Annotated in this window: 21 protein-coding genes and 1 tRNA gene; 10 read left to right on the top strand and 12 right to left on the bottom strand. The window is 44.1% G+C overall.

Annotated features, from left to right (window positions below):
- Positions 1 to 45: 45 nt before the first annotated feature.
- On the bottom strand, positions 46 to 675 hold the full coding sequence (locus BSZ04_RS13015) for a DsbA family protein (RefSeq protein WP_088880531.1): 630 nt from the start codon (positions 673 to 675) through the stop codon (positions 46 to 48).
- 75 nt (positions 676 to 750) lie between these two features.
- Positions 751 to 1,086 carry a Grx4 family monothiol glutaredoxin gene (locus BSZ04_RS13010; protein WP_088880530.1) on the bottom strand — a complete coding sequence of 112 codons (336 nt, stop codon included), beginning with the start codon at positions 1,084 to 1,086 and terminating at the stop codon, positions 751 to 753.
- Between the two features lie 578 nt (positions 1,087 to 1,664).
- Between BSZ04_RS13010 and sodB the strand changes: the two genes are divergently transcribed.
- From sodB to BSZ04_RS12995, 3 genes are all read left to right on the top strand, one after another.
- A complete protein-coding gene (sodB, locus tag BSZ04_RS13005) occupies positions 1,665 to 2,249 on the top strand; it encodes a superoxide dismutase [Fe] (RefSeq protein ID WP_005444665.1) in 585 nt (194 codons plus the stop codon).
- Between the two features lie 155 nt (positions 2,250 to 2,404).
- Positions 2,405 to 2,908 (top strand): VC2046/SO_2500 family protein, encoded by a 504-nt coding sequence (locus tag BSZ04_RS13000; RefSeq protein ID WP_010449432.1) that lies wholly within the window; start codon positions 2,405 to 2,407, stop codon positions 2,906 to 2,908.
- A 185-nt stretch (positions 2,909 to 3,093) separates the two neighbouring features.
- Complete coding sequence (locus BSZ04_RS12995) at positions 3,094 to 3,777, top strand: SDR family oxidoreductase (RefSeq protein ID WP_088881597.1); 684 nt, start codon at positions 3,094 to 3,096, stop codon at positions 3,775 to 3,777.
- A gap of 180 nt (positions 3,778 to 3,957) precedes the next feature.
- On the opposite strand, the gene adhE is transcribed toward BSZ04_RS12995, so the two are convergent.
- Positions 3,958 to 6,645, bottom strand: coding sequence for a bifunctional acetaldehyde-CoA/alcohol dehydrogenase (gene adhE / locus BSZ04_RS12990; protein ID WP_010449434.1), 2,688 nt, complete (start codon positions 6,643 to 6,645; stop codon positions 3,958 to 3,960).
- 652 nt (positions 6,646 to 7,297) lie between these two features.
- On the opposite strand from adhE, the gene BSZ04_RS12985 reads away from it, so the two are divergent.
- Positions 7,298 to 7,936, top strand: a complete 639-nt coding sequence (locus tag BSZ04_RS12985; protein ID WP_010449435.1) for a YchE family NAAT transporter — start codon at positions 7,298 to 7,300, stop codon at positions 7,934 to 7,936.
- A gap of 62 nt (positions 7,937 to 7,998) precedes the next feature.
- Positions 7,999 to 8,847, top strand: a complete 849-nt coding sequence (locus BSZ04_RS12980; protein ID WP_005444660.1) for an ion transporter — start codon at positions 7,999 to 8,001, stop codon at positions 8,845 to 8,847.
- Between the two features lie 226 nt (positions 8,848 to 9,073).
- Here BSZ04_RS12980 and BSZ04_RS12975 read toward each other — a convergent pair whose 3' ends face one another.
- Together BSZ04_RS12975 and asd are read right to left on the bottom strand one after the other, a co-directional pair.
- On the bottom strand, positions 9,074 to 9,586 hold the full coding sequence (locus BSZ04_RS12975) for a type II secretion system protein (protein WP_071234639.1): 513 nt from the start codon (positions 9,584 to 9,586) through the stop codon (positions 9,074 to 9,076).
- A 122-nt stretch (positions 9,587 to 9,708) separates the two neighbouring features.
- The gene (gene asd / locus BSZ04_RS12970) at positions 9,709 to 10,824 is read right to left on the bottom strand and encodes an aspartate-semialdehyde dehydrogenase (RefSeq protein ID WP_010449437.1); all 1,116 of its coding nucleotides are present in this window, start codon (positions 10,822 to 10,824) and stop codon (positions 9,709 to 9,711) included.
- Positions 10,825 to 11,261: 437 nt separating this feature from the next.
- Between asd and nhaC the strand changes: the two genes are divergently transcribed.
- Positions 11,262 to 12,695, top strand: coding sequence for a Na+/H+ antiporter NhaC (gene nhaC, locus BSZ04_RS12965; protein WP_010449438.1), 1,434 nt, complete (start codon positions 11,262 to 11,264; stop codon positions 12,693 to 12,695).
- An 80-nt stretch (positions 12,696 to 12,775) separates the two neighbouring features.
- Here nhaC and BSZ04_RS12960 read toward each other — a convergent pair whose 3' ends face one another.
- The 3 genes from BSZ04_RS12960 to yejK all read right to left on the bottom strand — a co-directional run bounded on the left by BSZ04_RS12960 (position 12,776) and on the right by yejK (position 16,477).
- Complete coding sequence (locus BSZ04_RS12960) at positions 12,776 to 13,939, bottom strand: hypothetical protein (RefSeq protein WP_029561015.1); 1,164 nt, start codon at positions 13,937 to 13,939, stop codon at positions 12,776 to 12,778.
- A 114-nt stretch (positions 13,940 to 14,053) separates the two neighbouring features.
- The gene (locus tag BSZ04_RS12955) at positions 14,054 to 15,364 is read right to left on the bottom strand and encodes an Hpt domain-containing protein (protein ID WP_088880529.1); all 1,311 of its coding nucleotides are present in this window, start codon (positions 15,362 to 15,364) and stop codon (positions 14,054 to 14,056) included.
- 114 nt (positions 15,365 to 15,478) lie between these two features.
- Positions 15,479 to 16,477, bottom strand: a complete 999-nt coding sequence (yejK, locus tag BSZ04_RS12950; protein WP_010449441.1) for a nucleoid-associated protein YejK — start codon at positions 16,475 to 16,477, stop codon at positions 15,479 to 15,481.
- An 85-nt stretch (positions 16,478 to 16,562) separates the two neighbouring features.
- Here yejK and BSZ04_RS12945 point away from each other — a divergent pair, with 85 nt between their 5' ends.
- The 3 genes from BSZ04_RS12945 (at position 16,563) to BSZ04_RS12935 (ending at position 18,854) form a co-directional block, all read left to right on the top strand.
- Positions 16,563 to 16,790, top strand: coding sequence for a YejL family protein (locus BSZ04_RS12945; protein ID WP_010449442.1), 228 nt, complete (start codon positions 16,563 to 16,565; stop codon positions 16,788 to 16,790).
- Between the two features lie 22 nt (positions 16,791 to 16,812).
- Entirely contained in the window at positions 16,813 to 18,621 is a 1,809-nt protein-coding gene (locus BSZ04_RS12940; RefSeq protein WP_010449443.1) for a DUF3413 domain-containing protein, read from the top strand.
- A 142-nt stretch (positions 18,622 to 18,763) separates the two neighbouring features.
- Positions 18,764 to 18,854 (top strand) — tRNA-Ser (locus BSZ04_RS12935).
- Positions 18,855 to 19,141: 287 nt separating this feature from the next.
- Here the strand turns inward: BSZ04_RS12935 and BSZ04_RS25035 are convergent.
- Both BSZ04_RS25035 and BSZ04_RS12930 read right to left on the bottom strand, forming a co-directional pair.
- On the bottom strand, positions 19,142 to 19,312 hold the full coding sequence (locus BSZ04_RS25035; protein ID WP_167381311.1) for a hypothetical protein: 171 nt from the start codon (positions 19,310 to 19,312) through the stop codon (positions 19,142 to 19,144).
- Positions 19,313 to 19,372: 60 nt separating this feature from the next.
- Entirely contained in the window at positions 19,373 to 20,296 is a 924-nt protein-coding gene (locus BSZ04_RS12930) for a histone deacetylase family protein (RefSeq protein WP_088880528.1), read from the bottom strand.
- A 281-nt stretch (positions 20,297 to 20,577) separates the two neighbouring features.
- On the opposite strand from BSZ04_RS12930, the gene BSZ04_RS12925 reads away from it, so the two are divergent.
- Positions 20,578 to 21,267 (top strand): SDR family oxidoreductase, encoded by a 690-nt coding sequence (locus BSZ04_RS12925; protein WP_088880527.1) that lies wholly within the window; start codon positions 20,578 to 20,580, stop codon positions 21,265 to 21,267.
- 200 nt (positions 21,268 to 21,467) lie between these two features.
- Here BSZ04_RS12925 and BSZ04_RS12920 read toward each other — a convergent pair whose 3' ends face one another.
- A complete protein-coding gene (locus BSZ04_RS12920; RefSeq protein WP_088880526.1) occupies positions 21,468 to 23,432 on the bottom strand; it encodes a DNA topoisomerase III in 1,965 nt (654 codons plus the stop codon).
- A gap of 99 nt (positions 23,433 to 23,531) precedes the next feature.
- Positions 23,532 to 24,080 carry an NAD(P)H nitroreductase gene (locus BSZ04_RS12915; RefSeq protein WP_088880525.1) on the bottom strand — a complete coding sequence of 183 codons (549 nt, stop codon included), beginning with the start codon at positions 24,078 to 24,080 and terminating at the stop codon, positions 23,532 to 23,534.
- Positions 24,081 to 24,114 lie beyond the last annotated feature (34 nt).

Genomic DNA, 24,114 nt, shown 5'->3' with positions numbered 1-24,114 from the left:
TAACGATAACGCTAGGCTTTTATAATTCATAAGATGCTTCAGAGGCTATTGAGCAGACATGTTTTCAATAATACGCTCGCGAATTAACTTCAACGTCGTTTCCGTCGATAAGTAGTCGACTTCTATCGGGAAATAAGCATCGTTGATCTGCAATACCAAACTTGGGTAGGAATTAACACCAAGACTCTTTGCTAAGCTCAACTGATCTTGGAAGACTCCTTCTAGCAGAGAACCATCCATATCGTTCTTAAACTGCTGCACATTTAAACCGATTTCTTTCGCTAATTGCAAAAGTGTCGCTTCTTCATGAGGTGGCATAGCACGAAGGTAATAAGCGTGCTGAATTGCTTCTAACATTTGCTCATAAGAATCTTGGAAACCGGCTGCAATGACCGCTCGGCAAGATTGGTAAGTGCTGCGTACTGGTATACATAATGTCCAGAAATCGTAGTTAAACTTAGTACCAAGCTGTGCTTCGATTTGCTTCCAAATTTGTTCAATTTTCTGCTGCATTTCTGGTGGCATCGGCAGATTAGTATCTGGCGCAAGCCCACCCACCACATACTCGAATTGAATCACGCCTGGCAGTTGTTGTTTCAATTTTTCGATGGTTGGTTTGTAACCCCAACACCAACTGCACATTGGATCATGTACGTAGTAAAGCTTTATGTTCATTCCACTAACCTAAAAAAGAAAAAGGAGCCAATGCGGCTCCTTCGTATTCTATCGCCAAATGTGAGTATTTACGAATTACTCCGCGTCACCTTCAACACGAGCTGCCGCTTCTTTGATTAGAGGCTGAAGTTCACCTTTTTGGAACATTTCCAAAATGATGTCACAACCACCGATCAACTCACCTGCAATCCAAAGCTGTGGGAATGTTGGCCATTGAGCGTACTTTGGTAGCTCAGCACGGATGTCTGGGTTTTGTAGAATGTCTACGTAAGCGAACTTCTCACCACAAGCCATTAGCGCTTGTGCTGCTTGAGAAGAGAAACCACAGCTAGGTAGTTTCGGTGATCCTTTCATGTACAGCAGGATTGAGTTTTCAGAAATCTGCTGTTTGATTTTATCGATAGTTTCCATCGCTTCCTCATTCATGGATGTGAACTTTAATTATTGCCACATTCTACTCAATAAACACAGAATAAAAACCATATAATTAGTAAGCTTTTGTACTAAAGTAACTTCAAGATACAGGAATCCGAGCGTAGTCACTTATTCTAACTTAAGAAAATGGACACCTTGAGAAAACGACCACTTCCATAAGGTTTAAAAGCCGAATCGGCTTTTTGCTGTACACGTGGAGGCGATTTGTTTTGGTGTGTATGCCCAAGTAACTTCAAGAGTTAGGATTCAGCGCCTTGTCATTGACTCCCTGTCTACCGAAAGTAAGCAAGGAAAACAACGCGGTGCAATAACGAGCGCTTCCCAAGTTGTTTGACACAACAATAGGACCAATAACTCGCTCTCTTTACACTTAGTAATGGCCTTGGAAGTTATCGCGCTAGCCCTCCTTTCTGTCAAAATATTTTCATATCGGGCTTTTAATAAAGTAAAAACTTGCTAAAATACTTTTCAAGTCAGTCGTAACGACTACATATAAATAAAAACACTGGAAGCAATCGAAAGGTAACCCTTTCATATCTATGGAGAATCGAGCAATGGCATTTGAACTACCAGCTCTTCCTTACGCGAAAGACGCACTAGAACCACACATCTCTGCAGAGACTCTAGATTTCCACCACGGTAAGCACCACAACACTTACGTTGTTAAGCTAAACGGTCTTATCCCTGGTACTGAGTTCGAAGGCAAAACACTAGAAGAAATCATCAAGACTTCTACTGGTGGCGTATTCAACAACGCAGCACAGATTTGGAACCACACGTTCTACTGGCACTGTCTAGCGCCAAACGCGGGCGGCGAACCAACTGGTGCAGTTGCTGATGCAATCAACGCAGCATTCGGTTCTTTCGAAGAATTCAAAGCGAAGTTCACTGATGCAGCAATCAACAACTTCGGTTCTTCATGGACTTGGCTAGTTAAGAAAGCTGACGGTTCTCTAGAGATCGTTAACACTTCTAACGCAGCAACGCCTCTAACAGAAGAAGGTACTACTCCACTTCTAACTGTTGACCTGTGGGAACACGCTTACTACATCGATTACCGCAACGTACGTCCTGATTACATGAACGGCTTCTGGGCACTTGTAAACTGGGACTTCGTAGCTGAGAACCTAGCGAAGTAATTTACTTCCCCTGAGTTCAATTTAGTCATATTTAAAAGCTCGCATCATCGCGGGCTTTTTTATTGCTTCAACAACCTATTTCTTCAATTAATCCCCTCTTTTTCCTAAAGTTCTTTCCGCTGTTGCCGTTAAAAGTGCATCAAACGAGGAACATCATGCAAATCCATACTTTAGACAAAGCAGCAATCATCAACGAACTTCAGTTCGGTAATGGTATCAACCATGCCGTGCATGAAGGTCGTCGTGCCGATTTTTCGCTGATTCTATCGATGTTTTCAAATGATGTACGCGATGTGGTTCCAGTTGAAGAAGTCCAAGAAGTTATCACTAGCGACGACATTCTTCGCCAACAATTCGGTCTATCTCAACCTCAGGCGCTGCGTTCTGATAGCAGCAGCTACGAGTTAGCCGCAGAGCAAGCGAAACAGTTTCATGATGCTGGATTGCCTTCGGCGAAACTGAGCCACTATCTAAAGCCTGACGCGCTTACTTACCTCCCTGAAGACACATTCAATCTACCGGAAGAGGTTTACCACAACCTTTCCGGCCATGAGCGCCGCAGCCTTGGGGAACGTAACAAAAAGCTGATTCCTGAGGCAGGCTTATACAACCAACTCGTAACCGCTCAACGCCAGTACCAAATCCACGCTCAAGCATAAATAACAGCTTTCCAAGCGTCCGGTTTCATTTGACGCACGCCAGAAATGTGACACCTTGCAAAGAACCCAACATTTACCTCAGGGTTAAGCCGTTAGTTTGAGGCTTTTCACACTGCCTATAACATTTTTGATCCATGCTAAAAGCACAAACTACTGGTTATCATTGCCTAAATAGTGAAGGTGTTATGGATATCAAAGATTCAATCATACTCGTTACTGCAGCCGGCTCCGTGCTAGGACGAACGTGTTCCAATCATTTTGCACATCTGGGCGCGACTCTAGTTCTGTGTGACAGCAATCCACAAAACCTAAGTGCAAGCTACGCTCAAATTAAGACATTCACCGATAAGGTTTATGCCATTAACGTCTGTGGCGATACTCCGACTTCCATCAACCTTCTGTTTGACCAAATTGAATCCCAGCTTAACGCTTCCCCAGATGTGATTGTCAATTGCTGGACAAGCTCACCAATGCCGAGCTTAATGGACCCAGAACCGATGAACACATACATTGACCACCTTTCTAGTGCAGCTCGCTTTCTTTATACCTATGGACAAGTTGGGGCAGAACGGTTTCGCAATAGAAACAAAAAAGGCGTGATAATCAATGTGATATCTCATGATGATCACCAAGACCTGACTGGTGTTGAGAGTATGGCCGCGCTAGTGTCTGGGTTTACGCTAAGTTGGGCGAAAGAGCTGACTCCATTCAATATACGTGTAGGCGGTGTCATCCCATCGCTTAACCATATGAAAGAAGATCTAGACGAACGACATTGGGCTGAAATTCAAGATGAACTGGTGCGGAATACTGCGTATATCGTTTCCAATGAGTACTTCAGTGGCCGAGTGGTGAGTACTGAAGTTTAACGCCGCTTTTTATGTGAAGTATCCATAATTCGTCCTCAATGGGTAAATACATTTCAGAGCGACATCAAAAGATAAAAAAAGCCCCAGTCATACGACTGGGGCTTTAACCTTTTCCCGATTAAGGTTTCGTGCTAGCGAAAACCTTTTCTCATAAGCGAATCTTAATTACGTTTCCGCTTATTATTTTTTAGCTTTAGGAGCTGCTTTCGCTGCTTCTTGGTCTGCTTTTTTCTTGATTACTGTAGTACCTTCGAAAGTTTCACCTTCAACGAAAGCTTTACCGTAGTAAGCAGCCATTAGAACTTCTTTTAGCTCAGAGATTAGTGGGTAACGTGGGTTCGCACCAGTACATTGGTCATCGAACGCTTCAACCGCTAGCTCATCTAGTTTCGCTACGAAGTCAGCTTCAGAAACACCTGCCGCTTGGATAGACATTGGGATGTCTAGGTCGCCTTTCAGCTCATCCAACCATGCTAGTAGACGTTCAATCTTCTGAGCAGTACGGTCACCAGCTTGGCTTAGGCCTAGGTGGTCAGCTACTTCAGCGTAACGACGACGTGCTTGTGGACGGTCGTATTGAGAGAACGCAGTTTGCTTAGTTGGGTTGTCGTTCGCGTTGTAACGTACAACGTTAGAGATTAGTAGTGCGTTCGCCAGACCGTGTGGTAGGTGGAACTCAGCACCAATCTTGTGCGCCATTGAGTGACAAACACCTAGGAATGCGTTCGCGAATGCTACACCAGCGATAGTTGCTGCGTTGTGTACTTTTTCACGAGCGATTGGGTCGTTTGCACCGTTCGCGTAGCTTGATGGTAGGTACTCTTTTAGCATCTTAAGAGCTTGTAGAGCTTGACCATCTGAGTATTCGTTCGCAAGAACAGATACGTAAGCTTCTAGAGCGTGAGTTACTGCATCGTAACCACCGAATGCTGTTAGAGACTTAGGCATGTTCATTACTAGGTTAGCATCAACGATTGCCATGTTTGGCGTTAGTTCGTAGTCAGCTAGTGGGTACTTAGCACCAGTCTTGTCGTCAGTAACAACCGCGAATGGAGTAACTTCTGAACCAGTACCTGAAGTTGTAGTGATACATACAAGCTCAGCTTTTTGACCCATTTTAGGGAACTTGTAGATACGTTTACGGATGTCCATAAAGCGCATTGCTAGTTCTTCAAATGCTGTTTCTGGGTGCTCGTACATTACCCACATGATCTTCGCAGCATCCATTGGTGAACCACCACCTAGCGCTAGGATTACGTCAGGTTGGAAGCTTTGCATTGCTTCAGCACCTTTCTTAACTACAGATAGCGTTGGGTCAGCTTCAACGTCGAAGAACGTTTGAACTTCCATGCCTTGAGCTTTAAGTAGTTGTACTACGTCATCTGCGTAACCGTTATTGAATAGGAAACGGTCAGTTACTAGGAATGCGCGTTTCTTACCTTCTAGGTCGCTAAGAGCGATTGGAAGGCTACCACGACGGAAGTAGATAGACTTAGGTAGTTTGTGCCACAACATGTTTTCAGCTCGCTTCGCTACAGTTTTCTTGTTGATTAGGTGCTTAGGACCTACGTTCTCAGAGATAGAGTTACCACCCCATGAACCACAACCTAGAGTTAGAGAAGGTGCTACGTTGAAGTTGTAAAGGTCACCGATACCACCGTGAGTAGTTGGGATGTTTACAAGGATACGTGCAGTCTTCATCTTGTCGCCGAAGTAACGGATACGGTCTGCGTTAACGTCTTGGTTTGTGTATAGACCAGATGTGTGACCGATACCGCCGATTTCAACCATTGTTACTGCTTGAGCAACAGCGTCTTCGAAGTTGTCAGCACGGAATAGACCTAGAGTTGGAGATAGTTTCTCGTGAGCAAATGCGTCATCGTAAGAAACTTTGCCTAGACCTTCACCAACTAGAACTTTAGTGTCAGCTGGAACTTTCACGCCTGCCATTTCAGCGATTGCTGGAGCAGGTTGACCAACGATTTTCGCGTTTAGTGCGCCATCGATTAGAAGAACTTTGCGAACTTTATCTGCTTCACCTTTGCTTAGTACGTAAGCTTTGTGAGAAGCGAAACGCTCTTTTACTTCGTCGTACACTTCATCAACAACGATTGCAGCCTGCTCAGAAGCACATACTACGCCGTTATCGAAAGTCTTAGACATAAGGATAGAAGCTACAGCACGCTTGATGTCAGCTGTTTCATCGATAACTACAGGAACGTTACCTGCACCTACACCGATTGCTGGCTTACCAGAAGAGTAAGCTGCTTTAACCATGCCTGGGCCACCAGTTGCAAGGATAAGAGCGATGTCGTCGTGCTTCATAAGAGCGTTAGAAAGCTCTACAGATGGTTGGTCGATCCAACCGATGATGTCTTTTGGAGCACCTGCTGCTACTGCTGCATCTAGAACTAGTTTAGCTGCGTCGTTAGTAGAGTTTTTCGCACGTGGGTGTGGCGAGAAGATGATACCGTTACGAGTCTTCAAAGAGATTAGAGATTTGAAGATTGCAGTAGAAGTTGGGTTAGTTGTTGGTACGATACCACAGATGATACCTACAGGTTCTGCGATAGTCATTGTACCTAGGTTGTCATCCTCTTCAAGGATGCCACACGTTTGTTCGTCTTTGTATTTATTGTAGATAAACTCAGAAGCGAAGTGGTTCTTGATTACTTTATCTTCAACAATACCCATACCAGATTCTTCAACCGCTTGTTGAGCTAGCGGGATACGAGCTTGGTTAGCTGCAAGAGACGCAGCGCGGAAGATTGCATCTACTTGCTCTTGAGAGTAAGTAGCGAACTCTTCTTGCGCTTTCTTAACGCGAGCAATCATTGCATCTAGTTCAGCCATATTAGTTACAGGCATAGGGATTCTCCTAAAATTAACAAATATTAAAAACTTTTTATTAAGGCCACTGCTTGCTGTTTCCACTGTTTATCAGCTACTTAACCAACAACCGTCTTAGTAAATTGCTTTCAGGGCTGAGTATAATATTTCAGAGTGTGAAAAAAATTGACTTGGATCAGATCTCACTCTCGAAATACCCCAAAAGTAGTGGTTTACCACAACAAAACAGCATAAATCATTGATAAACAAGTAAATAAAACTTAACTTTTTATTGAACAAAAAAGAAGCAAACAAACCAAAAAACAAAAGAAACTACAATAATCTGTAAAAAAGTTTCATTTTTAGCCAACAAAATTACATGTAAGCCTAAATTTTTGTGCTACTGAGAGTATATCCGACTCGTTATATCTCTCTACAAACAACGTTTTTTTTTATCAAAAATGTGCGAATGTTAACGTTTGTATAATTCAGCCTACATTCGCGTCAACTTTCTCGGTAACAAAACATTTCCACTTTGGATACATTTTCTTCAATAATTAGTTTTTCTCACAAATAGACTGGGCAATACGTTAGTTTTTTTCATTTTGTGTCTCCCCTCTTTTGCCTTACATTACGCGCTAAAAATACCCTCCCTCCTTTTCACTATTGTGAATATTGATGAGAACAACTTATGCAAACTTTAGAGTTAGCGATTTTCCTACAGTTTTTCTTAGGTTTGGTTGCCGCTGTTAACCCAGTCGGTATCATGCCTGTGTTTGTCTCTTTGACTGGGCATATGACACCAGAAGAGAAGAGCAAAACAGCGACGACAGCGAATGTTGCTGTTGCGGTTATTCTGATCATCTCGCTGTTTGCTGGTCAGCTGCTATTAGATATGTTCAGCATTTCACTGGATTCATTTCGAGTGGCGGGTGGTTTGCTTCTTCTGAGTATCGCGTTTTCGATGATGAGCGGTAAGTTGGGTGAAGATAAGCAAAACAAACAAGAGAAATCGGAATACGTCAGCCGTGAACAGATTGGCGTAGTACCACTGGCTATGCCATTAATGGCTGGCCCAGGTGCGATCAGTTCGACTATCGTTTATGGCGCACGCTACCCAAGTGCCTTCGATACAGTAGGCATTAGTATTACCATTGTACTGTTCTGTCTGTGCTCTTGGTTGCTGTTCCGTTCCGCACCTTTGATCGTACGATTTTTAGGTCAGACAGGTATTAACGTTATCACTCGTATCATGGGTCTGATCCTTGGTGCACTAGGTATCGAGTTTATTGCCAACGGCTTGAGAAACCTATTTCCAGGTTTAGCCTAAGTTTCCTAACTTCTGGTATGATGTTGCAATCCGTTTCATTCTAACGCTGACAGTGCAACATCATGCCTCGCAAGTCTTTTAAGCATCATTTATACGTCATTATCTTCGGTACTCACACTCGTGCCGGACGTGCCTTCGATATCGCACTTATTATTGCCATCATTACTTCGCTTGTGGTTCTTATTCTTGAATCACTGCCATCGGTAATGACCGAATGGTCTCGAGAGCTGCGTTATATCGAATACACCTTCACAGCCCTGTTCACTATCGAGTATTTGTTAAGGCTTTACTGCTCTCCAAAACCTAAATCGTATGCCACCAGCTTTTATGGCGTCGTTGACTTGTTAGCCATCCTGCCTACCTACTTGGCGATATTCTTCCCAGGTGCCTCATTTATGGGTGTGGTGCGATTACTGCGTGTTATGCGGATCTTCCGTATCCTCAAACTCGTTCGCTACCTGCAAGATTCCAACATCTTGCTGCGCTCTCTATTAATGGCGCGTCGTAAGATCCTTATCTTCTTTAGCACGGTAGGCATTCTTGTCACCATTTTTGGCGCGTTGATCTTTGTTATTGAAGGTCCGCACAACGGCTTTACGAGTATTCCGAAAAGCATCTACTGGGCGATCGTAACTATTACGACGGTTGGCTATGGCGACATGGTGCCGCAAACTCACTTGGGTAAAGCCATTGCATCCCTCACTATGTTGTTGGGCTATTCAATACTTGCTGTCCCGACTGGCATTATTACCGCGGAACTGAGCAACGAAATGAATGCGCATAAGCAACTGGTTAAGTGTCCAAACTGCAATCGCTCTGGTCATGACTCTGATGCAATGCACTGTAAGCATTGTGGTAGCGAGTTGGCGGATCCTGATAATCGTGTCGTAAGCGCGGACGAGGAGGAATAAAATCGGGAATGGCGTATTTGAATTTAGACAACAATGCCCGTCACCCTCAAGAGCGACGAAAGAGCGAGTTGAGGCTCTCTATCTACTTGTTTCTCTGATCAAGGCGTTGTACGTTCCTGCACACCAGATCTACGATCAAAGAAGCCGATGAACTAACATCGGCTTTTCCATCGCTTTTGGCTCTCACGCAACAAAGCATTCCCGCAGGACGAAGCCCGCTCTTGGTTTAGCAACCATCAGTGAAGACTTCTACCTTGTAATCATCACCCTCTTCCATTGCAGTGGTGTATTTTACATAGCAGTTACTTGCTTTGATTGAGTCTCGGTCATAAGCTTTTACCCACTTTGATTGCGTGATCACTCGATAGTTTGGATCGGCTGGAGTTTTACCAGTATTGAATGCATCCCAGACCCATTCACCATCACCGTTTTTGTAGTTCATGTCAGCCGTCATAAACTGTTCTAGACCACCATTTTCTACAATTGGGTAACCAAATTGGACGCTACCTGCACCATCAACATGGTACGCCGGAAGCTTTTCTTGTCCTTCAATAGCCGATTTACCGAAAGCAAGTTCCGCAGCGTTGTGCACAGAGGCTGCCATGCCCTGAATTGAAGAGACCCGAGCGTCATGCTGTAAGTTTAAAAAGCGCGGTGCAGCAACGACTGCAAGAATGCCTAAAATAACAATGACAACAACGAGTTCAATAAGGGTGAAACCTTTAGATGTTTGCTTCATAACAGCGCTCCGATTTGTAAGACGCAGCAAAGCTAAAGGTCAAAAGTCAATTTTTTGTCACGTGAATATCAAAAAAGCGCCCATTGGGCGCTTTCGGTTTAACGTCTCATTTATAAGACAGGTTATGCTTTCTCTGCAAGGATGATGCGCAGAGTTCGACGAAGTGGTTCTGCTGCACCCCACAATAGTTGGTCACCTACAGTGAAGGCGTTTAGGAAGTCATCACCCATTGCCATTTTACGCAGACGGCCAACTGGGATAGACAACGTACCAGTCACCTTCGCTGGTGTTAGCTCTTGAGCGGTGATGTCACGATCATTTGGCACCACTTTAACCCAATCATTGTGCGTTGCGATGATTTCTTCGATTTCATCCATTGGCACGTTTTGCTTGAGCTTAATGGTCAATGCTTGAGAGTGACAACGCATCGCACCGATACGTACACAAGTACCGTCGATAGGAACAGGCGCATCTTGGAAACCAAGGATTTTGTTTGCTTCTACGCCCGCTTTCCACTCTTCTTTGCTCTGACCGTTGTCGCGTTTAACATCGATCCAAGGAATCAAAGAACCCGCTAGAGGCACACCAAACTTATCGGTTGGGAATGAAGAGCTGCGCATTGTGTCAGCAACTTTTTTATCGATATCCAGAATAGAACTTGCTGGGTTTGCCAATTCAGAGCTTACAGAGTCGTTGATTACGCCCATCTGAGAGATCAACTCACGCATGTTTTGTGCACCTGCGCCAGACGCTGCTTGGTACGTCATTGCACTTGTCCACTCAACTAAACCTTTCTCGAACAGACCACCAAGGCCCATTAGCATCAAGCTTACTGTACAGTTACCACCAACGAACGTATTGGTGCCACCGTGAATACCTTGTTGAATTTGCGCTAGGTTTACTGGGTCTAGAGTGATGATAGAGTCTTCTGCCATACGTAGTGTAGAAGCTGCATCAATCCAGTAGCCTTTCCAACCAGCCTGGCGTAGTGCTGGGTAAACTTTCTCTGTGTAACCACCACCTTGACACGTAATCACCGCATCAAGCTGTTTTAAGCTGTCAATATCGAACGCATCTTGAAGTAGACCAGCTTCTTTACCTAGGTTTGGAGCTGGGATACCTATTTGAGACGTGCTGTAGAAAACTGGTTCAATCAAATCGAAGTCTTTCTCTTCGACCATACGCTGCATCAGAACCGAACCGACCATGCCGCGCCAACCAACTAAACCTACTCTCATCGCATTAACTCTCCATGTATATTTTTAAAACTTGCTCCATAGTTCAATTTTCGACACAAAATCTCAAGCCCTAATTTGCAAATAAACGCAACTTTTTTAACCTTTACTGAGAAAGATACCTACTTGGGGTATTTTATCGCATTTTCATATTCATCCCATTATCTATCCCCCCTGAAACATCACTCGCCCTTTATCCTTTGGTCTTACCACTCAGTGAGAAAATAACAATTGAAGCACACGATTTTTACACCACAAAACATTTCAAACCATTAAATTTAATCTTTTTCAGTTATTAATTTTACAAGCAAACGTTTTTACGGACGAAAGTCAAGATAAAGCACCAAATGTTCGAAATATAATTTTTGTTAATGTATGTTATGCGCGATTAAAACAGGGAGCGGCCTTCCTCTATTGCTCCATGAACGACAGAGGCACATATGAAGCAAGTTACAACACGTCTTCCTAGTCTGATACAGGTATTTATCTCGCTAGGTTTGTTTCTACTTTTGGCATTTTCATTTACTGCCAAACTAGACCTTCCAATTCAGCTGGCGCTGTATATTGGTTGGTTCATTATCATGCTATTGGGCCTAAGATTAGGTCACCAATACAAAGATCTTGAAAAAGCAGCACTGAATGGCATTTCTAATGGCTTAGGTGCAGTGCTTATTCTTCTTGCTGTAGGTGCCTTAGTCGGTACTTGGATCAGTGGCGGTATTGTACCTACCATCATCTACTACGGTTTAAAGGCAATTCATCCTTCTATCTTCTTGCTAGCAACCATGATCATCTGCTCGCTAACTGCGTTGGCAACAGGCACCTCTTGGGGTGCGGCTGGTACAGCAGGCATCGCGATGATGGGCATAGGTCAAGGTCTTGGTGTTCCGGCTCCAATTACGGCTGGTGCAGTTCTATCAGGCTGTTACTTTGGTGACAAAATGTCGCCACTTTCAGACTCGGTAATTCTTGCGTCTTCAATGTCGAACGTAGAAGTGGTTGAGCATATCAAGGGCATGTTACCTATCGCGCTGATCAGCTACATCATCACTGGCATCATGTTCACTGCATTTGGCTTCCACTTTGCAGGCAAAGTTGACATGAGCCAAGTAGACTCTGTTATCCAGGCAATGGAACAGCAATTCTTCATTACGCCTTATTCTTTTGTTCCGGTGATCATCGTGTTAGCACTGCTAGCGATGCGTATGCCTTCTTTCCCAGTGATCAGTTTCGGCTCTCTGCTAGGTATTATTTGGGCAGTAATGATCCAAGACGTGGACTTCTTAACAGCGTTCAACACAGCTTGGGCACCATTTGCGATTTCTTCAGGCGTGGATTTCATTGATTCCATCTTGAACCGTGGTGGTATGTCTTCGATGCTTGGTTCTGTCGCGGTTATCGTATTTGGCCTTGGCTTCGGTGGCTTACTAGATAAAGTGGGTGTACTAGAAACGATTGCTAAACTGTTTGAAAAACGTGTACAAAGCGCAGGCTCACTAGCAACAAGTACTATCGGCACCGCGTTTATGGGCAACGTATTTGGCTCAGCAATGTACGTATCGCTGATCCTTACTCCTAAAATTTGTGCGAAGAACTATGACCGTCTTGGCTACAAGCGTAAAAATCTATCTCGTAACGCTGAGTTCGGCGGCACGCTAACATCAGGTATGGTTCCATGGAGTGATAACGGAATCTACATGGCGAGTATTCTTGGTGTCGCAACGCTTTCTTACGCGCCATTCATGTGGTTAAGCTTCGTATGTATCATCGTGACAATCTTTACCTCTTACATGGGCTGGTTTGTTGATAAATGCGAACCAACTGCGCCAGCAACAGAAGAAGCGGAAGGCGAACTTAAACAGCAAACAGCTTAAGTCTTCTTATTGTTCGACAGATAGAAAAAAGGACCGACGATTCGGTCCTTTTTTACGTTTGTCATTTAAGTTCTGACCAATCAAGCAGATTTAGTGCTGGTTCTTACCGCTGAACGTTTACCCAACGCATAACCCAAAACTAGGGGAGCAAAGAAGATCACGAGAATGAACAAAATGAAGTAGATGATGGTGCTCTTCACGAGTTCAATCAGTTTATCCATGGCAAGGTTCACAACCTCTTGTGAAACATGGTCGAGATCTTGAGCGAACTTCTCACGTTCGTTTGTGATGATTTGAGCTATCTCTTGGCGCTCTCTCGCCACCATCAACTCTAAAGCCTGGCGCTCTTCACTCAACTGAGATAAACGCTCTTCTGTTTTTTGATCGATATCTTCCACTAGGGGCTGCAACTTCAAGGCCATTTGCTCAGCTAAATTGCGCATATATTCCGGGTTATTATCGATAAAGTCTTTCAGCGACTCTGAAGTCACTTTAAGGCTGTTCAGTGCAGCGTTGACTTGCTCAATACTTGCCGAACTGTTTAGTGCTAATAGCTGTGCTTTCCACGTCATGATCTTTGGAGTTTGTTCAGAAACCAAACTTAGACGATCAGATACATCGCCAATGGCTTCTGGCATTGTACCTAGAGTCGTTACCGCTTCTTCTTCACTGATTTGGTTTGCAGCTAGCCATGCTCGGTAAGCAGGTGTGCGAATCATGCTTAAATCAGTAAATGGGTACTTCTCAACAAAATCAGCTACGAACACCTTAGTCTTGACGTACACGTCCTTCTTCAACAAAGATTGCGCCAGCTTATCAACTTCTTTCGCTAAGTGAGCAGATACTTGTGTTGCTTCATCCGTTGCAAACAAGCCTTTACCCGCGCCTGCACTGTAGAATTGGTTCATTTGGTGACTAAACACCCAGGTATCAATCAACGCCGCCATTGGTGATACTTGGTAAGCCGCAGCTTGAAGCCCCTCTTCCGCATTAATTTTCCAAAGTAGAATGTAAGATTGATTCACTTTATCCGTAGACTCATAGCGTTCATGCAGCACATCGGCAGCTTGCTCGACCTGAGCGAAGAATTGCTGAGCGTATTCACGCGTCATAATGCGCATATTTAACTCTTGCTTTGTCAACGGAACTGTCTGGCTCTCGATCTTTACTTCTAATAAAGAGCAGCCAGAAAGGATTGATGATAGACATATAGCCAGAGTGACAGCTAACCGACGAAAACACATGATAAATACCTATATTCGATAGAATAAGAACAGGATAAGCACTCCGTTTATTAACGAAGTAGCTTGAGGCAACGCTTTTTACCTCATAGAAACCTATTTTAAGTCAGAGGAATATCAATCCGTTAGCGATTCTTGAAGGGTTTCAGTTTCAAGACTGTCTTTTGCGAAAAGTATTGTACTTTCAAGTATGGTTGTCAGCTTAAGCAGCACACTTTCTGGTACTTGGCTTCCTTGTTTGAGCAAGTCTTCGATTTCCGCTGAAATATGGTGCAGTGGCATCGCTCCTAAACTACCAGAAACACCTTTTAGACTGTGCGCGACTCGCTGAGCGTGTTCGAGATCTTCACTGAGTAATTGGCGTAACTTGTCCGAATCACCAGCATGATCTTGGATAAACACATCCAACAGCATCCTGACTGATTCTTCATCTCCCGAGAGTGCATCCAACATTTTATCGATATCAATGAACTTACTCTCAGCCGTTTCTCTAGGTTCATACACTGCAGTAGGTGCATGAAAGTCCGACGATTTCTGATTTGAACACTGACTCACATCGTTAACGTCTTCGTTCGGTTCCTGAATGCCCTGTTCAGAACAAGAAGCCCCCCCTAATCGCTGGGGTTCAGATAAGTGAGGTTCTTTATTAGGATGAGGCTGTTTGGTTTCATAAACTATATAGCTGAAAACAAATAGCAGACTGCCACTTAGTAGCGTCATCATGAGTACAAGGTGTTCTAATCGGAGGTGAACTTCTTCTTCGAATTTTCGTAGCTGATGAGTAAAGTCGGGACTAGAAAGGTGGGTTACTAGGTACTTGCCCTGAGCATGGCGAGACAATACGCCAGAAGCCTGAGCCAATAAGCGCTGAAAATCGTCTCTTTGTGCCTGCGGTAAACTCATCGACTCAATAAACAATTGATCCAACTCTTGATAAGAAGTTTGATTGTTAGCGCGATTGATAAAGAGAGCATCCAATATATGTGCCCCAAGGCGAGCAACCATCGCCTGCAACGCGTCACTACCACCAGCTGCGACCCTTGTTTCTTGTAATGCTTCCGCAAGAGATAACAACTCAAGATCACTAGTAACAAACTTGTTCGCACTTTCTAAAAATCGATCTGTCGTATAAAGCAACTGAGTGACATCCGGAGCCCATAAGGCACTCTTAGATTGGCTTTCAAGTTGTAACCTAACTGCGTAGATCAGCTGTAGAGTTAGCGAGATATCGTCAGCATGCTGTACTCGATAAGGTAATTCAAAACGAAATGAATTTCGTACTTCATCGATTTTTGTGCCCAGCTCATCAACGGCTTTCACAGACTGCTCTGTAGAACGGTAACTGGTCCACAATGCCACCGCTGCAATACTCCAGATGATAAACAACAACCAAGAAAATCGTCTTAAAACACTTCTAGCTTGAATCAATCCCTAGCCCTCAGGTGAACTCCATTAATAACAAGAATATAACATCAATTACAGGTTTACTGGGCTTACCTCACATAAAAAAAGAGAGCTACTCTAGCTCTCTTTTGAAAATGATTAATTTCGACTCAACTGGTCTTTTAGATTTGGAGGCGTGCCTTTAATCGTCAAGGTATCGGTTTCTGGGTCGTAAAAAATACGCTCACCAAGTAGCAAACTATCAAAACTGATATTCAAGCCGCCACCAGCACCAACGTACTTAGTCAACTTACGTACGGTTGAACGATCACCAGGGAATGATTCTTCCAACTCGTAGCCTTGCTCTTTAGTGAAATCCATAAAGCTAGTGCCATCTTGACTTGGTGGCAATTCACCAGACAGTTCAGAAATTTGAACTTCGTCGCCGGATTTGATTTGTTCGTTACAGTAATTGTAAACCTGCTTTTTGTACTCGTTCGCTTCTTGCTTCTCAAGCTTTGAGTCAGCACAAAAGTCTTCGACCGCTTGCATCAAGACTTGGTTTTGCTGCTTAGTATCTAAACCCACATCTGCTTGTAGGAAATCTAAGAAAAAGTCCGCTACTTTACGACCTACGCGACCTTTGATGTAAGAAAGGTAGCGGTTTGAATCGCGGTCAGTATCGTAACTTGATAGGTCAATACGTGCAGCGATGTCCATCTTAGTGATATCTAGATAGTCAGTCGCACTGATATCTAAACCTTCCGTTACTTTTAAGCTTTGGTTCAGTGGCAAGATACCAATAAACAGATAGTCGGTAGCCAAGCTTTGGTACTCAGCAAATACTAAAATACCTTCGTCTGCAAAAGGGTATTTAATCAACTCATCTTTCAAGCGATTTGCACTAATTTGTGAGAAGTCATAAAAATTTCGTTCTCCTTTGCGCATTTCTTGAAGCCAAAACTGAAATTCGCTGTCTGACTGGAAGCAGCCAAAGCCTTTTCCTGCTTTAGAATGGAATACTCGATGCAGTTCTGCGACTAGATTTTCAGTGGATGCGTCATTTTCGAGAGAGTCTGAACGGTAGGTAACAACCAGTTCGTCCTGATCATTTTTGCTCAACTGATGCAATATTACGTTTGAAAGATGAAGGCTCATAGTGATTTTATCTTGCGACAAGGTTTAAGTTGCTAGGCATTGTAGGGTATCATAAGCCGCTTTTACTATCATTATTAGAGTCTTTATGCCGATTACATCTAAATATACTGACGACCAAGTAGAGAAAATTCTTGCTGAAGTGGGTGCTGTTCTTGAAAAACATGCCGCAACGCCAGAGTTAACGCTAATGATTGCCGGAAATATCGCAACCAATGTCTTAAATCAACGAGTTGCTGCTTCACAACGTAAGATTATTGCTGAAAAATTTGCTCAGGCACTAATGTCTTCTCTTGAAGCCCCAAAATCACACTAATAACGGACAATAGAACAAGTACATGGTAGACAGCGGAAACTCATACGGCGAACGCGTATCTCGACTGGTTGGTTGGGGTCACTGGTTCGCATTCTTCAACATCATAGCTTCGATGTTGATAGGTACACGCTATATCGTCCAGTCACCTTGGCCCGAAACTTTGTTAGGGCAATTTTATCTGGCGGTATCCTGGGTGGGTCACTTTGGCTTCCTAGTATTTGCTCTCTACTTACTGGTTCTTTTTCCGCTTACGTTTATCCTGCCATCACGAAAACTCTTTCGTTTGGTGGCAGTGGTATTCGCGACCGTCGGTCAAACCGTTTTATTGATTGATACCCAAGCCTATCAATCCATTAACCTTCACTTAAATCCCGTCGTTTGGGAATTGTTGTTTAGTGAAGATAAAAGCGCCATTAGCGCAGACTTACAGCACCTTTTTGTTGTAATGCCGCTTATTTTCTTACTCCAACTCGGCTTATCCGAGTGGGTGTGGCGTAAACAACGTAAACTATCTCATAAACATGTTGGCCGACCACTCGCTGCAGTGTTCTTCTTAAGCTTTATGGCTAGCCATCTTGTTTATATATGGGCTGACGCCTATTTCTATAGTCCAATTACAAGTCAACGCTCGAATTTCCCTCTGTCGTACCCAATGACAGCAAAAAGCTTTATGGAAAAACATGGTCTACTTGATCGTGAAGAGTACCTGAAACGCTTAGAAGAAAACCGCGACAACATTGATCTCGTTAGTTACCCATTGGAAAAGTTAGAGTTTAATCGCCGCGGCAATAAGCTCAATGTACTGATGATCAGTGTCAATAATTTGCGTGCAGATGCCCTGAATGCCTCTGAAATGCCAAATACCTATCAGTTTGCATTAGATAATCAAAACTTTACCAACCATTACAGCTCGAGCAATGATGCTTTTGGCGCTTTTGGTTTGTTTTATGGTTTACCAACAAGCTATGCAAGCAGCATTAAAGCACAAGGTTCATCACCCGTTATGCTGAATGTATTGCAAGAGCAAGGCTACTCATTCGGCTTGTTCAGCGGGAATGGATTTGAAGACGATTTATATCCAGAGGTTATCTTCCGAGGTTTAGAGCTGGCTCCTACTTTAGATGGTACCCAAGCACATACTGAAGCTCAGTCGCTGATTGCGTGGAATACTTGGCTAACAGAGCAAGCTAGTACGCCATGGTTTAGCTACATTGAAGTGACCACCGTAGATAACTTTGAGTCCGAGCCTGCTTCTATTAATAATGAACTGAGCGCAAGTGAACGATTTAAGCAAGCTTATGAGCAAGCAGTACAGTCGGCAGATACTACGGTGAAAAACATCCTGACCACTCTAGAAGAGCAGCAGTTGTTAGAAAACACCATCGTTGTTATTACCTCTAACCATGGTAGTGAGTTCAACGAAACTAAGACAAACAGCTGGGGTGCAAACAGTAATTACAGTCGCTATCAACTTCAAGTGCCAATGGTTGTTCACTGGCCTGGAATGTTGCCTGCAGAGTTTAGCCATAGTACTAGCCACCTTGACCTTTCCGTTACCCTGCTTCAAGACATGCTAGGCGTATCATCAAACCCAAATGAATACAGTAGTGGCCGCAATCTATTTGATGAAAGCCGTCGCCGTTGGATTTTGGCGGGAGATACTAAAGAGCTTGCACTTATTACAGAGAACCAGACTACCGTTATCGACAAGTTTGGAAACTACAAGCTGTATAATCAAGACTATCAGCGCCTACGTGATACTAGCCCTAAACTGCCAGTATTAATGCAAGGCCTGACTGAACTACAGCGTTTCTATACAAAGAGCAACTAACTCACCTTAAACGGCTTTCATTTTGAAAGCCGTTTTTGTTTAAATAAACACCAAACAACACAATTGTGATCACGAAATAACCAAACGAACAGTTTTGGGGTTTACAAGATTTTCAAAGCCTTATATTATGCGCCTCAACAACGGAGAGATGGCTGAGTGGTTGAAAGCACCGGTCTTGAAAACCGGCATACGTTAATAGCGTATCTAGGGTTCAAATCCCTATCTCTCCGCCACATTTAGAAAGCTCGTTGAGAAATCAACGGGCTTTCGTCGTTTTAGCGCTTGGAAAATTACGGGATTTGTAAATCCCTAGTTGAACGCAACCCCGGCCCTCAGCCACATTTAGAGAAAGCCCGCTAAGCAATTAGTGGGCTTTTTCGTATCTGAAGGTTTAAAAAGGGATTTCTCCCCCCCCCTCCTTGAATGCAAGCGCAGAGTCACATTCCCTACCCTCCGATACACTTAGTAAGGTTGAACAGATATCTGGCTTAAGATGTTACTGTAACCATCATGACGCCAGTTATTTGCTGATATCATTTCCACTTAACGATTGTGGAGTCGAGTCTATTCTCTCTGGCTCTTCTTGCCTTTGCTTCTCATGCATCGCTTCAATGAGTTGGCGATCGACTTCAGCAAAATATAGGTCTTCAATTGCTTTCTCCCGCAAACGAAGCTTTTCTGTAAAGTCCATATGCAGCAACCTCTCGTTACCAATACTTACTCTAAGTATAGATGCCAAGGCTATAACTTCTTACTTATGGAGAAACACGCTTTCTGCAGATTCAACAAGCTGCATATGGATAGGCACCAAGTCAGCGTGGTCACTTCGATACCCGCCACCAACGACGGCCGCGACAGGAATACCTTTGTCTTTCATTAACTGCATTAAGAAGCGGTCTCGCTCAAATATGCCTTCCGTCGACACGTCAAAATAACCCAGTTCATCGTCGGTATGAATATCCACACCAGCATCGTAAATCACCATGTCTGGACGATATAAGTTAATCGCCATTTCAACCACTTCTTTAAACGTCATTAAGAACGTTTCATCATTGGTATCACGACTCAAAGGGACATCAAGATCGGAATCTGGCTTTCTCGCTGGAAAGTTCTTATCACAATGGAAAGACAACGTGATGATGTCTGGTTCGTCCTCGCACAGAGTGGCCGTTCCGTCACCATGGTGTACATCGCTATCAATGATCATCACCTTGTCAATATGGTCATGATCCAGCATGTGCTTCGCCGCGATAGCAAGATCATTGAAAAGACAGAAGCCACTACCAAAGTCTTTGTGTGCGTGATGATAACCGCCGCTGAGATGAATCGCGACGCCATGCTCTAGCGCCATCTCTGCTGTCAATACCGTACCTGCTGTCGACGTGAGTGTCCGAGCGATAAGGGCCTCACTCCAAGGGAACCCGATTCGACGCATTTTGACTGCCGGTATAGCCCCCGTCACCAATAAATCAACGTACTCTCCACTATGAACGCGTTTGATATCATCCACACTCAAAGGGTTTGGTTGGAAGAATTCAATTTGTTCTCCCCACCCTTTGGTCGCAAGCTTCTCCACTACCGCTTGATAGAGATAGTGATATTTCATTATCGGATAGCGATGGCCTTCTGGCAGCTCAAGTTGTGAGTAAATAGGGTGATAGATAAGGGGTAGCATGAGACATTCTTTTCATAAATCGTTGTGAAATAGTACCAACTCCAAGAGTTGAATAAAAAGGAAATTAATTAATAATGATTTTCAATATCAATTAATTTCCTTCTGTTATGAATAAAACCCTATATACGATCCTTGGTACTTTCTTTGGCTCTTTCTGCGCGATATCTCTATTCATGTCGATGATGCTAGGTGCGTGGTGGTTAGTTGATTTTATCGCCTTAAGCTAACACAATGATTCTATCTCCTAGTAACCTCATTGAATCAGATAGATAGGTATTTCCATGAGTCAAACAGTCTTTATCACTGGTGCGAATCGCGGTATTGGCTTGAGTTTAGCTGAACTGTATTTACAACAAGGTGCTCAAGTACACGCGACTAGCCGTAACCTAGCAGAGAGTTCAGAGCTACAAGCATTAGCATCAAACTACCGCACATTAACTTTGCATCAATTGGACGTCACTAATTACCAGCAAGTCGCAGAGTTAGCTAGCAAGTTACCGGCTATCGACGTGCTGATTAACAACGCTGGTTACTACGGTCCTAAAGGCTATGGCTTTGGTAACACTGATATCGAGGAATGGCGAAAGGTCTTCGAGATAAATACCATCGCACCATTAAAACTAGTGGAAACTTTTTACCCGCTGCTACAAAAAGGTAGCTCGAAGAAGGTTGCGTGTATCTCTTCTAAAGTTGGAAGCATGACTGAAAACACCTCTGGTGGTGGCTACATCTACCGCTCTTCTAAAGCGGCACTCAACTCCGTTGTTAAGAGCTTAAGTAACGATTTAACCGATGAGGGGTTCACTGTGCTTGCGCTTCATCCTGGCTGGGTACGCACTGCAATGGGCGGACCAAATGCGCTTATCGACACTAAAACCTCTGCTGCAGGGTTAGCAAAAGTCATTGAGCAAAGCACGCAAGCAAATTCTGGCCAGTTTATTAACTACGACGGAACACAATTGCCTTGGTAGCTCTATTTGGTAATAAGTTACAGCGAGGCAACGGAAAGTTGCTTCATTTCAGTGAGAATCATGAGCCAATTTGTAGTTTAAGAAATTTAGGGAAACGCCATACCCAAGCAATTGAGATAGGGTGAACGATTTGTTTGATTAGAATTCACTGTCCATTTGAAAAATAAATAGCGGCACTCATCAATGCCGCTTTTACTGTCTCAAGAAGACTTACGTTTGCCGGAGGTTGATTTCGATGTACCACCTTTCGAATAGCTGCGCTTCTTACGCTTGAATGCTGGTCGCTCTACTTTAGGAAGATGACGTAAAGAATCAGGAATCGGACCCGATTTCACTTCGCCCATCAATCCATCAATACGCTGTTCTAACGCTTGCATGAAAGGCTGATACGCTTGATTTCGTTCTGCCATTCCTTGTAATTGGTGCTCCCAATGCGCTGTCATATCAGGATAAGTCGCATCCATTGGTAGCGCATGAATCAAGCCACGCCCCGCTGGCGAACTCAAAATCGATTTACCCTGACGAGTCAGCAACTGGCGCTTAAACAGCGTATCCAGAATACCGGCTCGAGTCGCTTCCGTTCCTAAGCCATCCGTCTCGCGCAATATCTTCTTCAATTCTTTGTCTGCAACATAACGAGCGATACCCGTCATGGCCTGAAGCAGTGTTGCTTCTGTAAAGTGCTTTGGTGGTTCAGTCTTACGATCTTTAATTTCACCTTCACGACAAGTCAGTACGCTCCCTTCTGCTAACGGTGGAACCGCATCAATGCCATCATCTTCTTTATCCGTTTTCCCCATTAACGCTTTCCAGCCCGGCGATACAAGCTGACGACCTTTGGCGATAAACATACCACCAGCAATATCAAACACCAGCTTCGCCTCAGCATAAACCGCTGCCGGATAAAACTGCATCAAGTATTGTCGTGCAATAAGTTGATATACCTTCATCTCATTGCCAGATAACGCGTTCACATTTGCTTGTTTTGGTGTTGGAATGATTGCGTGGTGAGCATCTACCTTTTTGTCGTTCCACGCTTTAGACTTAATCGATAAGTCAGCACCTTGCACCGCGCTTTGTAACTCTTTGGCATTGTTAGCAATAGCAGAAGTCACTGATCCCGCTTGCGAATAATGCTCCATCGGTAAGTAACGGCAATCAGAACGTGGGTACGTGATCAGCTTGTGCTTCTCATACAGCGCCTGACAAGTATCCAGCACCTGCTGCGCACTCATGCCGTAACGCTTGGCAGCATCAATCTGCAATGCTGATAATGAATATGGTAGTGGTGCAAATTGCTTGGTTTGCTTTTGTTCCGACTCGGTCACTTTCGCAGGTTGGTTGGTAATGCGGTTCGCCACGTTCTCGACCAGCCTTCTGCTGAGAACACGCCCTTCCTCATCTTGCCATGGCTTACAGGCTTCACTTGGCTTCCAGCGCGCACGAATATCAAACGAGCCATTTTGATCTTGATACGGGATCAGAGCATGCAACGTGAAGTAATCTTTGGGTACAAAGTTTTCGATTTCTTCATCTCGGCGCACCACCAAACCGAGCACTGGTGTTTGCACACGCCCCACAGATAAAACACCTTGATAGCCCGCTTTTTGTCCCAGTAAGGTATAAGCGCGAGACATATTCATTCCGTAAAGCCAATCAGCACGAGAACGGGCCAGAGCCGACACAGAAAGAGGAATAAAATCACGATTGCTACGCATTGAGCTTAACGCACGCTTTACCGCGGGTAAGTTCAAGTCAGAGATAAGAAGTCGCTGTGTAGCTTCTTTCTTAGTTTTGGAAAGCTTGCAGTAATCCAGAACCTCGTCCACCAACAATTGACCTTCTCGGTCTGGGTCTCCTGCGTGGATAACCTCTGTCGCGTCTTTGAGGAGTTTACGGATCACCGTAAGCTGTTTACTCGCGCTTTTTCGCGGTCTCAGTTGCCATTGCTGTGGAACGATAGGCAAATCTGCCATATTCCATTTCTTATAACGTTCGTCATAAGCATCGGGCTCGACTTGCTCTAACAAGTGGCCAATACACCATGTGACCACATCTCCATTACCACAACGGATGAAGCCTTGGTCTTTCTTTTGGGGATTTGGCAAAGCCGCCGCGATCGCGCGACCTAAGCTTGGTTTTTCAGCAATAAACAGACGAGACATAAGGACTTGGAAGTAAAAACAATTAGGGCCACATTATCCAATGTCGCCCTAATAAATCAAGAAGAACTGTACAGATAAACAGTAATAATCATCCTTTGATTAAAGAAACTCGACATAATCAGAGAGGTTTCTTTGAGGTACCTTCATTGGGGTACAACCTGGTGTCCCCAAGTATAAGAAGCCGACGATTTGGTCTTCGCCTTCAAGGCCAAAAGCTTGGTGTACTTCTGGATGGAACATCCACTTACCTGAACGCCAGAAACCTTGGAAACCCTGAGCCACCGCTGCCATCTGCATAGCTTGTGCAGCACAACCGGCAGAAAGGTACTGTTCAATTGCAGGCACTTTTTCATGCTCTGTCACTTTAGCAATAATAGTAACTACCATAGGAGCACGGAAAGGGGCATTTCTCACTTTCTCAACAACCGCCTCATCACTCTCTTCCGCCTCTGCTGCTTTAACCAGAATATCAGACAGCCTTTTCAGGCCATCACCCTGAGCAATAACAAAACGCCAAGGTGTTAGCGCTGCATGATCAGGGGCTCGTAGACCTGCTCGAATGATGTTTTCAAGCGCTTTACCTTCTGGTGCGGGCTCAGACAACTTGGCAATAGAACGACGGTTGAGCAAAAGTTCGAGAGCTTCCATGAGCAAATCCTTATTTGATTGAGTTATTATTTTT

It is taken from the genome of Vibrio rotiferianus (genome assembly GCF_002214395.1).
Taxonomy (GTDB): Bacteria; Pseudomonadota; Gammaproteobacteria; order Enterobacterales; family Vibrionaceae; genus Vibrio; species Vibrio rotiferianus.
Note: the sequence above shows the minus strand (reverse complement) of the source record. Positions and strands in the feature narration are given on the sequence as shown.

Excerpts from the sequence above, each read along its gene's own strand:
- adhE (WP_010449434.1), bottom strand. The coding sequence starts at position 6,645 with ATGCCTGTAACTAATATGGCTGAACTAGATGCAATGATTGCTCGCGTT.
- yejK (WP_010449441.1), bottom strand. The coding sequence starts at position 16,477 with ATGAGCCTTCATCTTTCAAACGTAATATTGCATCAGTTGAGCAAAAAT.
- BSZ04_RS12975 (WP_071234639.1), bottom strand. The coding sequence starts at position 9,586 with ATGAAGCAAACATCTAAAGGTTTCACCCTTATTGAACTCGTTGTTGTC.
- BSZ04_RS12940 (WP_010449443.1), top strand. The coding sequence starts at position 16,813 with ATGGTAGACAGCGGAAACTCATACGGCGAACGCGTATCTCGACTGGTT.
- BSZ04_RS12915 (WP_088880525.1), bottom strand. The coding sequence starts at position 24,080 with ATGGAAGCTCTCGAACTTTTGCTCAACCGTCGTTCTATTGCCAAGTTG.
- sodB (WP_005444665.1), top strand. The coding sequence starts at position 1,665 with ATGGCATTTGAACTACCAGCTCTTCCTTACGCGAAAGACGCACTAGAA.
- BSZ04_RS12980 (WP_005444660.1), top strand. The coding sequence starts at position 7,999 with ATGCCTCGCAAGTCTTTTAAGCATCATTTATACGTCATTATCTTCGGT.
- BSZ04_RS12920 (WP_088880526.1), bottom strand. The coding sequence starts at position 23,432 with ATGTCTCGTCTGTTTATTGCTGAAAAACCAAGCTTAGGTCGCGCGATC.
- BSZ04_RS13010 (WP_088880530.1), bottom strand. The coding sequence starts at position 1,086 with ATGGAAACTATCGATAAAATCAAACAGCAGATTTCTGAAAACTCAATC.
- BSZ04_RS25035 (WP_167381311.1), bottom strand. The coding sequence starts at position 19,312 with ATGGACTTTACAGAAAAGCTTCGTTTGCGGGAGAAAGCAATTGAAGAC.
- BSZ04_RS13015 (WP_088880531.1), bottom strand. The coding sequence starts at position 675 with ATGAACATAAAGCTTTACTACGTACATGATCCAATGTGCAGTTGGTGT.
- BSZ04_RS12985 (WP_010449435.1), top strand. The coding sequence starts at position 7,298 with ATGCAAACTTTAGAGTTAGCGATTTTCCTACAGTTTTTCTTAGGTTTG.
- BSZ04_RS12995 (WP_088881597.1), top strand. The coding sequence starts at position 3,094 with ATGGATATCAAAGATTCAATCATACTCGTTACTGCAGCCGGCTCCGTG.
- BSZ04_RS13000 (WP_010449432.1), top strand. The coding sequence starts at position 2,405 with ATGCAAATCCATACTTTAGACAAAGCAGCAATCATCAACGAACTTCAG.
- BSZ04_RS12930 (WP_088880528.1), bottom strand. The coding sequence starts at position 20,296 with ATGCTACCCCTTATCTATCACCCTATTTACTCACAACTTGAGCTGCCA.
- nhaC (WP_010449438.1), top strand. The coding sequence starts at position 11,262 with ATGAAGCAAGTTACAACACGTCTTCCTAGTCTGATACAGGTATTTATC.
- BSZ04_RS12925 (WP_088880527.1), top strand. The coding sequence starts at position 20,578 with ATGAGTCAAACAGTCTTTATCACTGGTGCGAATCGCGGTATTGGCTTG.
- asd (WP_010449437.1), bottom strand. The coding sequence starts at position 10,824 with ATGAGAGTAGGTTTAGTTGGTTGGCGCGGCATGGTCGGTTCGGTTCTG.
- BSZ04_RS12960 (WP_029561015.1), bottom strand. The coding sequence starts at position 13,939 with ATGTGTTTTCGTCGGTTAGCTGTCACTCTGGCTATATGTCTATCATCA.
- BSZ04_RS12945 (WP_010449442.1), top strand. The coding sequence starts at position 16,563 with ATGCCGATTACATCTAAATATACTGACGACCAAGTAGAGAAAATTCTT.